The sequence below is a fragment of the Rhizobium sp. 10N414 genome (assembly GCF_056394785.1).
The window spans coordinates 1-13185 of the sequence record NZ_JBFTIN010000021.1 but is presented as its reverse complement, the minus strand read 5'-3'; the positions used below and the strand labels follow the sequence as shown (position 1 = coordinate 13185).

Annotated in this window: 12 protein-coding genes and 1 pseudogene; 2 read left to right on the top strand and 11 right to left on the bottom strand. The window is 60.2% G+C overall.

Features of this window, described 5'->3' with window-relative positions; genetic code table 11:
- Positions 1 to 143 precede the first annotated feature (143 nt).
- The 11 genes and pseudogenes from AC1DE4_RS18930 to AC1DE4_RS18880 form a co-directional block, all read right to left on the bottom strand.
- Positions 144 to 986 (bottom strand): class I fructose-bisphosphate aldolase, encoded by an 843-nt coding sequence (locus AC1DE4_RS18930; RefSeq protein WP_477882486.1) that lies wholly within the window; start codon positions 984 to 986, stop codon positions 144 to 146.
- Complete coding sequence (locus AC1DE4_RS18925; RefSeq protein WP_477882484.1) at positions 959 to 2722, bottom strand: glycerol-3-phosphate dehydrogenase/oxidase; 1764 nt, start codon at positions 2720 to 2722, stop codon at positions 959 to 961. Before AC1DE4_RS18925 ends, AC1DE4_RS18930 begins: the two co-directional genes overlap by 28 nt.
- A gap of 12 nt (positions 2723 to 2734) precedes the next feature.
- A complete protein-coding gene (locus AC1DE4_RS18920) occupies positions 2735 to 3730 on the bottom strand; it encodes an aldo/keto reductase (protein WP_477882482.1) in 996 nt (331 codons plus the stop codon).
- On the bottom strand, positions 3727 to 4734 hold the full coding sequence (locus AC1DE4_RS18915; protein WP_477882480.1) for a sugar-binding transcriptional regulator: 1008 nt from the start codon (positions 4732 to 4734) through the stop codon (positions 3727 to 3729). Before AC1DE4_RS18915 ends, AC1DE4_RS18920 begins: the two co-directional genes overlap by 4 nt.
- A gap of 1 nt (position 4735) precedes the next feature.
- A complete protein-coding gene (locus AC1DE4_RS18910) occupies positions 4736 to 5725 on the bottom strand; it encodes an ABC transporter permease (RefSeq protein WP_025660627.1) in 990 nt (329 codons plus the stop codon).
- Between the two features lie 16 nt (positions 5726 to 5741).
- Complete coding sequence (locus tag AC1DE4_RS18905; protein WP_477882590.1) at positions 5742 to 7265, bottom strand: sugar ABC transporter ATP-binding protein; 1524 nt, start codon at positions 7263 to 7265, stop codon at positions 5742 to 5744.
- Positions 7266 to 7452: 187 nt separating this feature from the next.
- Positions 7453 to 8481, bottom strand: coding sequence for a substrate-binding domain-containing protein (locus AC1DE4_RS18900; RefSeq protein ID WP_025660625.1), 1029 nt, complete (start codon positions 8479 to 8481; stop codon positions 7453 to 7455).
- 739 nt (positions 8482 to 9220) lie between these two features.
- Complete coding sequence (locus tag AC1DE4_RS18895) at positions 9221 to 10504, bottom strand: ATP-binding protein (RefSeq protein WP_477882477.1); 1284 nt, start codon at positions 10502 to 10504, stop codon at positions 9221 to 9223.
- A 193-nt stretch (positions 10505 to 10697) separates the two neighbouring features.
- Positions 10698 to 10892: a hypothetical protein gene (locus tag AC1DE4_RS18890; protein ID WP_477882475.1), complete on the bottom strand. Its 195-nt coding sequence runs from the start codon at positions 10890 to 10892 to the stop codon at positions 10698 to 10700.
- Positions 10893 to 10925: 33 nt separating this feature from the next.
- A pseudogene (locus tag AC1DE4_RS18885) lies at positions 10926 to 10973 on the bottom strand (hypothetical protein); the annotation flags it as partial.
- Between the two features lie 202 nt (positions 10974 to 11175).
- Positions 11176 to 11823, bottom strand: a complete 648-nt coding sequence (locus tag AC1DE4_RS18880) for a hypothetical protein (RefSeq protein ID WP_477882473.1) — start codon at positions 11821 to 11823, stop codon at positions 11176 to 11178.
- A 591-nt stretch (positions 11824 to 12414) separates the two neighbouring features.
- Between AC1DE4_RS18880 and AC1DE4_RS18875 the strand changes: the two genes are divergently transcribed.
- Together AC1DE4_RS18875 and AC1DE4_RS18870 are read left to right on the top strand one after the other, a co-directional pair.
- The gene (locus AC1DE4_RS18875) at positions 12415 to 12750 is read left to right on the top strand and encodes a Rap1a/Tai family immunity protein (protein WP_477882471.1); all 336 of its coding nucleotides are present in this window, start codon (positions 12415 to 12417) and stop codon (positions 12748 to 12750) included.
- A 5-nt stretch (positions 12751 to 12755) separates the two neighbouring features.
- Complete coding sequence (locus AC1DE4_RS18870; protein WP_477882469.1) at positions 12756 to 13058, top strand: hypothetical protein; 303 nt, start codon at positions 12756 to 12758, stop codon at positions 13056 to 13058.
- The last annotated feature ends 127 nt before the right edge of the window (positions 13059 to 13185 follow it).

Sequence of the window (13185 nt, the reverse complement as noted above, 5' to 3'; positions counted from 1 at the left end):
CCAATTCTCCCCATCTGGGAGAAGGCGGCCCGAAGGGCCGGATGAAGGGCTCGCTGCATGCTCAGGATTTGCCGCAGCACGCCCTCATCGCCTCGTATGCGCTCGGCACTTCTCGCCGCTGGGATCAAGGGAACCACAAAACCTCACCCTTGCTGATAAACTGCAAACGCCTCTTGGCCGCTTGCATCCTCGTGGATGATCGCCATCAGACCGCGCACGACGGCGCCTGGATTGGCGTGCTGATAGATGTTGCGCCCGTAGACCATGCCCATCGCACCCTGCCGCATCAAGGCCGCGGACTTCGCGAAGACCGCGGACAGATCCTCCTTGCCGCCGCCGCGGACCAGAACCGGGCAACGCGCCGCCTCGATGACGCGATGAAAATCCTCCGGGTTGGTCGTGGGATCGGCCTTGACGATATCGGCGCCCATTTCGCGGGCAAGCCGCGTCAGCGTCACGATCTTGTCGGCATCGCCATCGACCATGTAACCGCCGCGCTCCGCCACAGGCTGCATCACCAGCGGCTCGATCATCAGCGGCATGCCGTATTTCTCGCAATCGGCACGCACGCGCGAAATATTCTGGACGCACTGGCGGAAGAGATCGGGCTCGTCCGGCAGCATGAACAGATTGACGACGACGCAGGCCGCATCCATCTGCAGCGCGCCGATCAGCGGCTCGGCCTCGTTTTGCAACACGGCCCACATATCGCGATGGCGGATGCGGTTGTAGGGGTTGCCCATGTCGAGACGCATGACGAGCGCCGGTTTGTCCTTGCCGGGCAGGTCCTGCAGCAGGTCGGCCTGGCCGTAATTCATCTGGATCGCGTCGGGCCTCGCGTCGACCAGCGCCTTCACGACGGCCGGCATGTTCGCCAGGCCGTCAAGGAAGGACGGCTCGTTGCAGACGCCATGATCGATCGCCACATCGAGGCAACGGCCGTTGCCGAACAGCCGGTTCATCCGGACCTTGCTGACGTCTCGCATTGTTTACTCCTTTGTTCGTTCCTTGCGGAAAGGGTTTGCTCCGAAACACCGTGACGGTCGTTCAGGAGGGTCAGAAAACGGGTGCGCTCCTCGGTCGCGCGCTGCGGCGGCCAGCCTTTTTCGGCGGCGAGAATGGCGAGGGTGGCATCGGCCATGTCGAGCGAAAGTTCGCCGGTGATGGCGAGCGTCGTGCGGCGCAAAAGAAGATCGTCCAGATGCTCCACCGCTTCCGAGCGGATGAGATGGATGAGCTCGCGGGCGCTGTAGCCGGCATGCGGCAGGGCGTGATCGGGAGGCAGGGCATGATCCGCCGCGACGAGGAAGCGGGCGATTTCGGCAGCGTCGGTACCATAGCGCGTGAAGAGGGTGGCGATGCGATCCTCCTTAAGGCCGGTCGCGCCGGAAAGCTGCCGAAGCCAATCGCTGCGATCCTTGGGAAAGCTGCGCCCGCCGCCGAAGGTGCGATCGGCGGTATCGATGCGGCGCTTGCGGCCGAGCCGGTCGAGCGCCATGTCGGCGGCGAGTTCGCCGAAGGACCGGAAGGTGGTCCACTTGCCGCCGATCATGCAGAGCACCGGCGGGCCGAGATCGCGGCCCTCGACGACCGTGCAGAAATGATCGCGCGGGATGCGGCCGGTGAAGCTGTCGTTGCTGGCCGGCAGCGGCCGAACACCCGCGAACTGGAAGACGATCTCTTCCGGGCGGATGACGATGCCCGGCAGCACGAAGGCCAGCGATTGCAGAATATAATCGCGCTCGTCATCCTCGCAGCGCACCGTGCCGGGATCATCGACGCGGATATCGGTGGAGCCGACCAGCACCTTGCCGAGATAGGGAAAGAGGATGCAGATGCGACCATCCTCATTCTCGTAATAGATCATGTGGCCATCGAGCAGGTCGCGCAGGCCCGGATGATCGATGATCAGGTGCGAGCCCTTGGTGCCGCCCATCAACGGCGCGGGACGGGCATCCTCGGGGAAGAGAGAGCCATTGGCGATGTCGATCCAGCCGCCGGTGGCGTTGACGATCAGCGCGGGCCTGATCGGCAGCGATTGTCCGGAGATGGCATCGTGCAGCAGAAAGTGGCCGGCGGGGGCGTGTTCGAGCGTCGCATAGTTGAGGGCCTGCGCGTTCGGACCAGCCGAAAGCCCGTCGCGCAGAAGCTCGATGCCGATGCGTTCCGGGTGGCTTACCCAGGCATCGTAATAGGTCGCGGCGCTCCGGATTGCCGGGTTGAGCGCCGGCCATTTGGCAAGCGTGCCGCGGCGGCCGCGAAACTGGTGTTTCGGCATCAAGGCCCGTTTGCGGGTCAGGAAATCATAGATGGCAAGGCCCGTCTTGATGGCGATGGCACCGCGGCGGCTCGGGCGGCGGGTGAGGCCGAGAAACCGCACGATGCCGTTGCCGAGGCCGGAGAAAATGTCGAAGATAGGTACTGTGGTCGGCAGCGGTGCGACGTAATGCTGCGCGTTGCGTAACAGCCGGTCGCGCTCGACCAGCGATTCCCGCACGAGGTCGAACTCGCCGTTTTCGAGGTAACGCAGGCCGCCATGCACCATGCGCGACAGCGCGGCACTCGCGCCGGAGCAATAGTCGCCCTTCTCGACCAGCAGCACGTTCACGCCCTGCAGCGCCAGCTCGCGGAAGACGCTGAGCCCATTGATGCCGCCGCCGAGGACGCAGACATCCACCTTCGGGCTATTGCGAAACCCGTTCCATGTCTCTTCACGGTTCATGATGACAGCCTGTTATCCGTCCATGTGGGCCAGTTTCGCCACCAGCGCCGCGTCGATGGCCTTGAGATCGTCAGCCGAAAGCCGGAGCGTGCCGGCCCTTGCATTGTCGAATGCCTGTGCCGGGTTGCGCGCACCACAGAGGGCAAAAGTCACGCCCGGCTGCGCCAGCGTCCAGGCAATCACCACCTGGGCGACGCTCGCGCCATGCAGCTCGGCGACGGGTCGGATCACCTCCGAGAAATCCTTCGCCTTCTGCCGGTTGGCGACGGAGAAGCGCGGATTGTCCTTGCGTTGGTCGTCACCCGAGAAAATGCGATCCGGTCCGATGGTACCGGAGAGCAGGCCGAGTGCCAGCGAGGAATAGCTGAGCGTCGACACGCCGTTTTGAACAGTGAGCGGCAGCAGGTCCGCCTCGATCCCGCGATCGATCATGCTGAACCGCTCTTGGATCGCATCGAGTGATCCGGTTTGAATGTATTGCCGAAGCTCAGAGCGATCGACATTGCTGGCGCCGATGGCACGGATCTTGCCGGCCGCCTTCAACTCTTCAAGCGCCCGCACCGTCTCCTCGATCGGTGTCGTTACGTCCTGCCAGTGAGTGATGTAGAGGTCGATATAATCCGTGCCGAGCCGGCGCAGGCTTTGCTCGACCTCATGGATGATCGAGTCGCGCCCGAGATAGCGGTGAACCGGCTTGCCATCCTGATCGAAGAAATGCTTGCCGTTCTGCGTATGCCAGACAAGGCCGCATTTGGTGGCGATGACGGCCTTGTCGCGGCGGCCGGCGATGGCCTTGCCGACGATCTCCTCAGAGCGGCCGAGGCCGTAAGCCGGCGCCGTGTCGATGAGGGTCACGCCGGCATCAAGCGAGGCCTGGATGGCGGCGATCGATTGCGCTTCGTCGGTGCCGCCCCACATCCAGCCGCCGATCGCCCAGGTGCCGAGCCCTACGGCCGACGCCGCGACGCCGGAGCGCCCGATCTCGCGGATCAACTGTTCGCCGCTCATGCCGAAAACCCTTCGCCGGATGCTATTTCAAGGATACACGCCCCGGTCGCCTCGTCGGTGACGAGCGTATCGAGATGGTGGCCGCGTAGCACGCTCAGGATGGAGCTGGCCTTGTTGAGGCCGCTTGCCACGCCGATCTTGGTCGGGATCGCCGCGAATTCCTCAAGCGTCAGCGAAACCAGTGCGCGGTTGAGACTGTAGTCGCAGACCCGGCCTTCGCCATCGAGCAGATGGGCGAGCAGTTCCGCCCTTGCGCCGGAATGTTCGATGGCCTTGCGGTCCTCGCTGGAAGAGGGGTGCAGGTCGTAATAGGTCGAATCCGAGCTCAGGATCGAGCCGATGCCGACGACGGCGACCTTGGCTTCCCGCGCCCGCTGGAAGACATCGGCGACGGCGCGCATGTTGATCAGCATGCCCCGCTGCTCGGCATCATCGGCAAAGAGCGGCGCGTGGATCTGGTAGGAACGTCCGCCGAGCCGATCCGCCATCAGGGTAGCGACGTGGTTGACGTCGGTATAGTGCTTGCCCTGCACGCAGCCGGTCGCGGGGATCACCTCGACATCGAAGCGACGAGCGGGCTGCAGGCCAGCGACGACGGCGCCGACACCCTTGCCCCCGGTGATGCAGATGGTGTCGCCATCGGCGATCTCCTCGATCAGCAGGCGAGCCGCCGCCTCGCCCACAGCCTGCAGCGCCGTCTGGGGATTGTCGGATACCGTCGGCACCACCACGGCGCGGCTGATGCCGCCGAGCGCCAGTAACCGCTCTTCCATATCCACCAGCGGCTCGACCGGCGATTTGATCTTGATCTCGACGAGGCCGAGCTGGCGGCCGCGCTTGATCAGCCGATTGACGGTGGCATGCGAGATGCCGAGCTGGTCGGCGATCTGTGCCTGCGTCAGGCCCTCCAGAAAATGCAGCACGAGCGCCTGGTGCATCTGGCGCGCGATGACGATTTCCTCGCGCGGTGCTGTCGTCTTTTGTTTCAGTTTGGCGATTGGCATATCAGGCGGCCTTCCGCTTGTGCAGGAAATGGTCGATGGAAACGGCGGCGAGCAGAATGCAGCCTTTGATCATGTCTTGCCAATAGACGGAGACGTCGAGCAGGATCAACGACGACGTGACGACCGAGAGCAGCGCGATGCCGAGGATGGCGCCGAAGATCGTGCCGGAGCCGCCATTGAGCGAGGCACCGCCGATGACCGCCGCCGCGATGATGTTGAGTTCCATTCCCACGCCGAATGTCGGGGTCGCAGCGCCGAAGCGGGACATGTAGATCACCCCTGCGACGCCCGCGAGGGTCGAGCAGAGAACCGTCACCCAGAACTTCACCTGGTTGGTCCTGATGCCGGAATAGAGCGCCGCCTTCTCGTTGCTGCCGGTATAGAACACCTTGCGGAAGGCGGTGGCCCGGCGCAGCAGGAAATCGAACAGGACGACGACGGCGACGAAGATCAGGATGACGTAGGGAATGCCGTGGAAGGTGCCCTGTCCAACCGCCTTGAAGCCTGCCGGCAGGGTAAAGAGCGAGAGCGGCGTGCCCTTGGTGATGATGAGGCACAGCCCGCGCACGATCACCATGCCGGCGAGCGAGGTGATGAAATGGTTGAGCCCCACCACGGTCACGAAGAAACCCATGATCGCGCCGATGACGCCGCTGGCAAGAATGCCGATCAGCGAGGCCGTCCATGGATCGAGCCCGGCAAGAAACAGCGAGCCGGAGAGGACCATGGCGAAGCAGACGACCGAGCCGACGGCGAGATCGATGCCACCGACGATGAGCAGGATCGTCATGCCGACGACAACGATGCCTTCCACCGAAAAGCTCATCAGCATGGCGCGGAAATTGCCGAGCGTCAGGAAGTGTGGCGAGGCGAAGCTCATGGCGAGGCAAAGCGCCAGGATGATCGCGATCAGTCCCGCTTCGCGCATGCTGCCGATGCGTTTGAAGTGCCCCGTTTTCGGGATATCCGCCGTTATCGTGTCGATTGCCATTCCCGTCTCTTTCTCCTTACGCGGCATGATCAGCCGTCCTTGCCGCACTGACCCCCGATGCAAGGCGGATCACCGTTTCTTCCGTCATATCGTCCGCGCCCACTTCGCCGGCAATGCGCCCTTCGCGCACGACCAGAACGCGGTCGCAGAGCCCGAGCAGTTCCGGCATTTCCGATGAAATAACGACGATGCCGATGCCCGAGCCCGCGAGATCGCGCAGCAGCCGATGGATTTCGGTCTTCGCGCCGACATCGATGCCGCGTGTCGGCTCGTCCATCAGGATCACCTTGGGTTTGACGGCAAGCTGCTTGGCAATCGCCACTTTCTGCTGGTTGCCGCCGGACAGCGATTTGACCGGCGCCTCGACGCCGCCCATGCGCACCGCAAGCCGCCGCGCTAAATCCTCCGCCAGCGCCGCCTCGGCGCGACCGTTGAGAAGGCCGGCATGGTTGGTGAGTGCCTTCAAGTTCAGCACCGAGATATTCTGGGCGATCGACATCTCCAGGAACACCCCGGAGCCCTTGCGGTCTTCCGACAGATAGACGATGCCCGCCTTGACCGCATCCGCATAGGCGCGGATTGCCTGCGGCCTGCGATGCAGGCGGACTTCGCCGTCGGCATGGCGTAGCCCGCAAATGCCTTCGGCGATCTCCGTGCGGCCGGAGCCGATCAGGCCCCCGATGCCGAGGATTTCACCCCGGCGCAGATCGAAGCTGATATCATGGAATCGAGCACCATCACCGAGGCCATCCACTTCGAGGATGGTTTCGCGAGAGGCGACTTCGGCCCCGAGCTTTTCCGGATAGAGCTGGGTGATCTCGCGGCCAACCATGCGGCGTACCACATCATCGGCCGTGACATCGTCGATCTTGTCGGTGCAGACATACCGACCGTCACGAAAAACGGTCACGCGGTCGCAGAGGCTGAAGATCTCGGCCATGCGGTGGCTGATATAGATGATCGAGATGCCGTTCGCCTTGAGGTCGCGGATGATGGCGAAGAGCTGCTGTGCCTCGGTTTCGGTAAGCGCTGCGGTCGGCTCGTCCAGGATGAGCACGCGGCAGTCGAGCGTCAGCGCCTTGGCGATCTCGACAAGCTGCTGACTGGAAATCGGCAGGTCCGCGACCTTCTGGCTGACGTCGATGGCGGCGAGCCGGTTCATCACCTTTTGGGCATCGCGCTCCAAAGTGCGGTAATTCATGAAAGGGGCACGCCGGCGGTTGGTCGCGGCCATGAACATGTTCTCGGCCACCGTGGCATCAGGGCAGAGGGCGATTTCCTGATGCACCAGACCAATTCCAAGCGCCTGCGCGGCAGCCGGTGAAGCGATGCGGACGGGCTTTCCATCGACGCGGATTTCGCCTTCGGTCGGCTGCAGCACGCCAGCGATGATGTTCATCAGCGTTGATTTGCCGGCGCCATTTTCGCCGCAGAGCGCATGGACTTCGCCGCGCTCGAGCGTGAAGTTGACATCCGTCAGCGCCCGGATCGCCCCGAAATGCTTGCTTATGCCATGAATGGTGAGCACCGGCTCCGCCATCGTCATTTCCTTGTTCATGACCGGTCCCCGATCGAGACGGCTGCGATAATCTGCTTTCTGCCAAGCACGGAAAAAGCCGAGCTTACAAGGCGTTGAGGGGATAGTGCGGCAAGTTCTGGCCCAACCATCCCCCTCATTTGGCCCTCCGGGCGCACCTTCTTTCCGAAGGTGACAAGGGCCGATGCACTTACTCCTCGATACCCTTCGTGCCGCGGCGCTTCAGGTACTTGTCCCAATAAAAGTCGTCGGCATTTTCGGCAGTGACGATCGAAAGACCATTGTCGACCACTGGGATGCTCATCGGATTGAAGCCCGATCGCTTGGCGTCGTTCATCGGGTCGATCAGCTCCGGATGCTTGGCAAGCCACAACAGCATGAAGCCCATGTAGCCCTGCATGCCCTGGTTCGGGTTGATCGAGCCGAAGACTTCACCGGCCTTGATCATGTCGAGAATGTTGGCGTTGACGTCGGCGCACATGACAAGAACCTTGCCGCCATTTTCCTTGGACGCCTGTGAGGCGCCGATAGCGGAGTTCGCTTCCGGCATGAAGACCGCGCCGAGATTCGGATTGGCCTGGATGATGCTCGAAAGCCCTTGATAGGCCTTGGTCGGGTCCTGGTTAGAAGCGGCGCGACCGACCAGCTTCATGTCGGGCCACTTTTCCTCCATACGGCCGATGAAGGCGGCGATGCGCTTGTCATGATTGTCCTGGCCCGGATTTTCCAGAACCGCATATTCGCCCTTGCCACCCAGCTTCTCGGCGATTGCGTCGGCAGCATAGATGCCTTCGCGGGTGTTGTCCGAAGTGATGAACGAGACGCGCTTGGAAAGCGGCGAGTCGGCGGCAAAGGTGACGACGGCCGTACCCTGCTCGGTGGCGCGGTTGATCGGCTCGATGAACGGATCGGAGTTCATCGGATGGACAAGGATGCCGGCCGGGTTCTGGGCCAGCGCCTGATCGAAGGTGGCGATCTGCTTGTTGACGTCATATTCCGGTGTACCGGTATATGCGGTTTCGCAGCCGAGCTGCTGACCGGCCTGCTTGAACATCTCGTAGACCGGGAACCAGTATTCCACACCCGAGACCATGACGTTCATGACGTATTTTTCACCCGGCTTGCAGCGGAACGGACTGTCCGTTTCCGCGGATGCCGTGCCCGCAAAAAGCGTTGCTGCAAGGACCGCCATGGCGGTCGAGCTGATAAATTTGCGCAAGATTCCTCCTCGAGGCCGAAGCCCCTCCCAAAAGCCTGAGGGCGTCACGTTGACGCCGCTGATCGCGTTGAAATCGAACTTCCTCCTCGAAGTCCGATGAGAGCAATAAAGGCGAAGATCTAATGCGTGTCAATATAATTCACGTAATGAAATATATTTCACATCCGCACGGAAGGCAGCGGGGCAATCGACAAAACCCCGACCCGCGAATGGTTAGGGAGCAAATGCCACAAGATTCCAGGCACAAGAATTGTTACCTCCAGCTCTGTCGATGGAGTTGGATTGTATTGTGTTGGTCGTCGAGGAACTGAGGCCGAGCTGGCTGAACTGGAAGCCAGACTTGAGGAGATCAAGGCGGAAGCGCTCGCCTCGGAAGCGCACAAGGTCGCTTTCGTGACCGTGATCAAGGTCTTCGATCCAAGAGTAGCGTCCGAGCCCTGGCCGCCGCGTCACCGACCTCCTCAAAGGTCGTAATGTCCGCCGCGGCGTCCTCGAACTACTCCGAGATGCCGAAGAACCGGTCCTTGCAGGTGATCTGTCGAAACAGTTTGCCGAACGCGAAGGCTTTGGGGCCAGATTGACGGGATCGGTTCTAATCTGGCTGGAAGGTTTTCTGGCCTGCTCGAACGCATGGAGCAGACGGGCCAGGTTCGCTTGTCAGGTGCTCCCGATGGTCGTCGTAGATTGTGGGGGATCGCCAGGAAAGCATTTGAGGATTAATCTGGGCTGCCCGCTCAGGCTAACTGTCTTCAAATGACCAAAATATCGACAGAGGGAGCGCGAATATGTTTTCGCCGAAACTGAGTACGCGCTCCCCCATGTAGACGACGATGCCGACGAAGGGACGGTTCACCCCTGGGCCTTCATCTCGAAACCATCGCAGATGTTGGAAGTCCTTTGCTTCAACCGTAGTCGATGTCTTCATCTCGAAGCCGATTATCGTTCTGTCTGACTCAGCAAGAATGTCTATCTCGCGTCCTCGTTGATGCCTCCAATGATAAAGTCGCCACTGACGCATTTGATGGGGGACGGATTTCCACATTTCATTGAAAACGAAATTTTCGAACAGGCCGCCAAGCGCTGTGGGATTCGCGCCAATATTGAAGCTCTGGGTGTTCATGCTCCTCAAAGCTGCGACGATCCCAGTATCCACAAGATGTATTTTTGGCTGGCGTATGTCGCGCCCGGTCTCTCCAGAGGTCCACGCAGGCAATCGTCGCAATAGTGAGAGCTTGGTCAGAATATCGAGGTAGGTATCGGCCGTATTCCGTTGCAAACTGATGTTTGAACACAGTTCGTCTATATTCAGCTCGTTTCCGACACGCGTAGCTAGCTGATCGATCATTCGCCTCATGGCGTCTGATTTTCTTATTTTTAAGATGTACGCGACGTCGCGTTCCACGACACTGTCAACGTAGTCTCTGTATCGATTTTGCCTCCAGCGCTCTTCCAGAGTTCGTATCTCGGGGAAACCGCCTGCGACTATCAAGGCGATGTATTGTGCCCGGGACAACGTTTCTGCTTGAGGCAGGTCTAGCGGATCGGGACGGTCATTCGCCGATGCCCAGTCGAGAATTTTCGCAGGCCCCATGCGTTTTGTTTCGGCGACACTCATTGGAAGCATCGTCATCGTATGAACCCGACCTGCCAACGAGTCCGCCACGTGCGCGGAAATGAAAACGTTGGATGAGCCTGTCAGGACGAACTGACCCATTGCTCGGTTCTCGTCCACGATTCTCTTTAACGCCAAAGCTAATTTCGTTGATCGTTGGGCTTCGTCGATAATGAGGGGACCCGCTTTCGTCTCAGCCAACAGGGAATCCAGCTGTCCTTTCGGATCGGCCTCAATAGCTGCAAGCACACCCTCGTCATCCAAGGTGATGAATTTTCCAGCGCTCAATAGATCGCGTACCAGTGTCGTCTTCCCGACCTGGCGCGGTCCAATAATGTTAACCACTCGCGCTGATGTAAGTGCAGCCTTTAGTTGGGGCTGCAGATGACGCGGGAGGAGACTCTCGTCCATGAGGTCACCTGATTTCTACGCAATTCGATATGGGGAAAGTTGTAATAGAGTTGCGGGGAAAGTGTCAATAGAATTTGGGGGAAAGTATCAATAGAATGCGGGGGAAACCTTCAATAGGAATCCGGTGAAACCGTCAATAGGGTCCCGGTGAAACTGACAGTAGACGTCGGAGAGATGACGAAGCCCAGATCGGTCACCGCAGGTAGCGCTGCTTCTCGACCGTCGTGTCCTCAGTCTGCACCTGATCTTCGATACGCTCTGACGCACCTTGCCAGTATCCGCAGAGGTGATCAGACGGCGTGCGGTGGGTGACCGTACGCAGCACGTCGGCGAGCCGCCAGCGCAGACTCATATGGCGGGTGTCTTCCTTCCAGGCGACCATCGCCATGTACCAATCCAGGTACTTCACCGAGAAGCGGTGGTGGATGCCGTCGTACGAGCGCTCGGCGCGGGCGAAGAAACTCTCGATCCTGTTGGTGTCGGTACCGTCCTCGGTCTGGTAGGCGTGGGCTGCTTTTCCCTTCGGACACCAACCTTGTGGAATTTGCTACCCGAACCCGCAAAATCGCGCACACATCCGTTGGCGCTACCAAGTCAACGTCATCAGGCGAACACGAACCCGCACATTTGACGATCAAGCCGACCGAAATCTCACAACGGAGAGAGCGATATCAGTGATGTGCGTGTCGGGCGTCGGCACCGGCGGAGCCCGCTCGGTTGCCGGCCTCTCTCAACTTCGTTTTCGCCTCTTCGAGGGCCTCCTCACCATATAAGGTCACGAAGCTCTCCTGATAGTAGCCATTCGCCGCCAGTCCCCCATGGATTTCCATCGGCAGTGCATGCGGAGAAAGCCGGCTGATCTCCTGAAGATTATCCTTGCCGACCGTCTCCATCAGATGAAGGCTATGTTTTCCATCGACAATCACGCTCACCATCGAGATTTCCCGCCCGGGACTTGAACGGTCGGCCGGCATGATGCGGCATTCGACGGACATCTCTTCCGGCAACCCGTGCTGCTTGCCTTTCTCGGCCTCGGGAAAGATCGAATAGCCAACGATCTTCGCATTGCTGGTGGCCGGCCTGAAGGCATGGGCGTTCGGCTGGCGGACAGGGTGTTCGCACAGAAGGGCGTTAAGGCGGGCCAGTATGGCATCCGCGGACCCGACAAGGGGCTGACTTCCGAGCATCGTCAGGCGGAGCTGCCCGTCCTTTACGCGAGGTACGCTGAAGATGAAGTTGGGACTGTTGAAATTCCTCTGCACGATCTTGAACGCAATTTGGGAATCAACGAGGTCGTAAAAGAGACCGGATGGGATCACGGCACTTCTCCTTTGAGAGTCTTGAAACACCAAACGAGAAACAAGGGCTGGGGCAACGCTGATCGCCGCATACAAGTTGGCAGCGAACCGAATCGCTTGCACTAGGGTCCCTTTTATCCCGTGCTGTGTCAATTTGACGGAGCGGAAGCCGAGAAGCTGGCTTTGAAGCGCCGCGATCCTGGTCAGCGCCTGGCGGCTAGGAAAGACACCACCCGAGCCCGATGAGCGCCTCCTGCAGCAGGGTGACGACTCGATTGGCGTATGTCTCGAGGTATTGTACGGCAAGCCTTTGCGACGTGCCGTCCACCCTACGACCGTGACGTCTCTCGCTGCCGGCTCGAAACGCTGTGCTAGGGCAAAGGTCTTACAATCCCTCACCGCAAGGTATACGGGTTCGATCCCTGTCGCTCGCACCATCTTGAAATCATTCATAAAAAGAAGATCTCCCTTCCTCAAGCAGAAATCCCGATTTTTCAGCAGGGGGCACAGCAGGGGGCACGAAACCCATACCTCGTGGTATCCTCACGTCGCCGGATGGTGTTGGCTTGGCATTCGAATGCTGACACCGCTACCGCATCACTGGGGATTGTCATGAAAAAGTATCTATCGGCTGCCGTGGGCTTGGCCATGGCGTGCGCCATTCCGACTGCGCCTGCCTTCGCTAATACGAACATCTATGGCGGGTTTATCAACGGAAACGAATTATACGGTTGGTGCACGGCAAGTGATGAGCGCACTGCGTTATGCGTCGCCTATGTTGATGGTGTGGCCGATGTAATGGGCGACAGTTGCTTGCGAGCGGGAGTGAGTGAGAAGCAGGTGGTCGATGTTGTGACCAATAGCTTGCGCGACCACCCGGAAGAACGGGACAAACTGGCGGCGACCCGCAGTATAGCGGCAATCACGAAAGCCTTTTGTCCGGGGTGAAGTAAATGACGTTCTGGGATGGCTTTTTGCCCGCGCTTGGGGTGTTTGCTGCCGCTGGTGTGGCCTATGTGACGTGGCATTTCTGGAAATGGGTGTTGGGGGCCGTCACGATGCTGGCCGTCGCCGCGCTCACATCGATGTGGGCTACTGACAGGGCAGACGCGTACTATGCCGCTCTGTTTCGCAACGAGTTGGTGGCGAGTGGCTCAGTGGCTACCACATGCGATGGGCTTTTGGATTGGCCGAATGGGCAAGCCTGTCGTAACGCTAAAAATCTCGCGTGGCTTAGCCTGAATCTCTCAAAGTAAAGGGTGCATCGGGCCCGCGAATCTGAGAAACTGCTTTTGCGACAAAGGCTTACCAGATTCGTTACGGAGGCCCGATGCAAACACACTGTATCTCCGCTCAGCTCGCATTTGAAGGCTTCGACGGTCA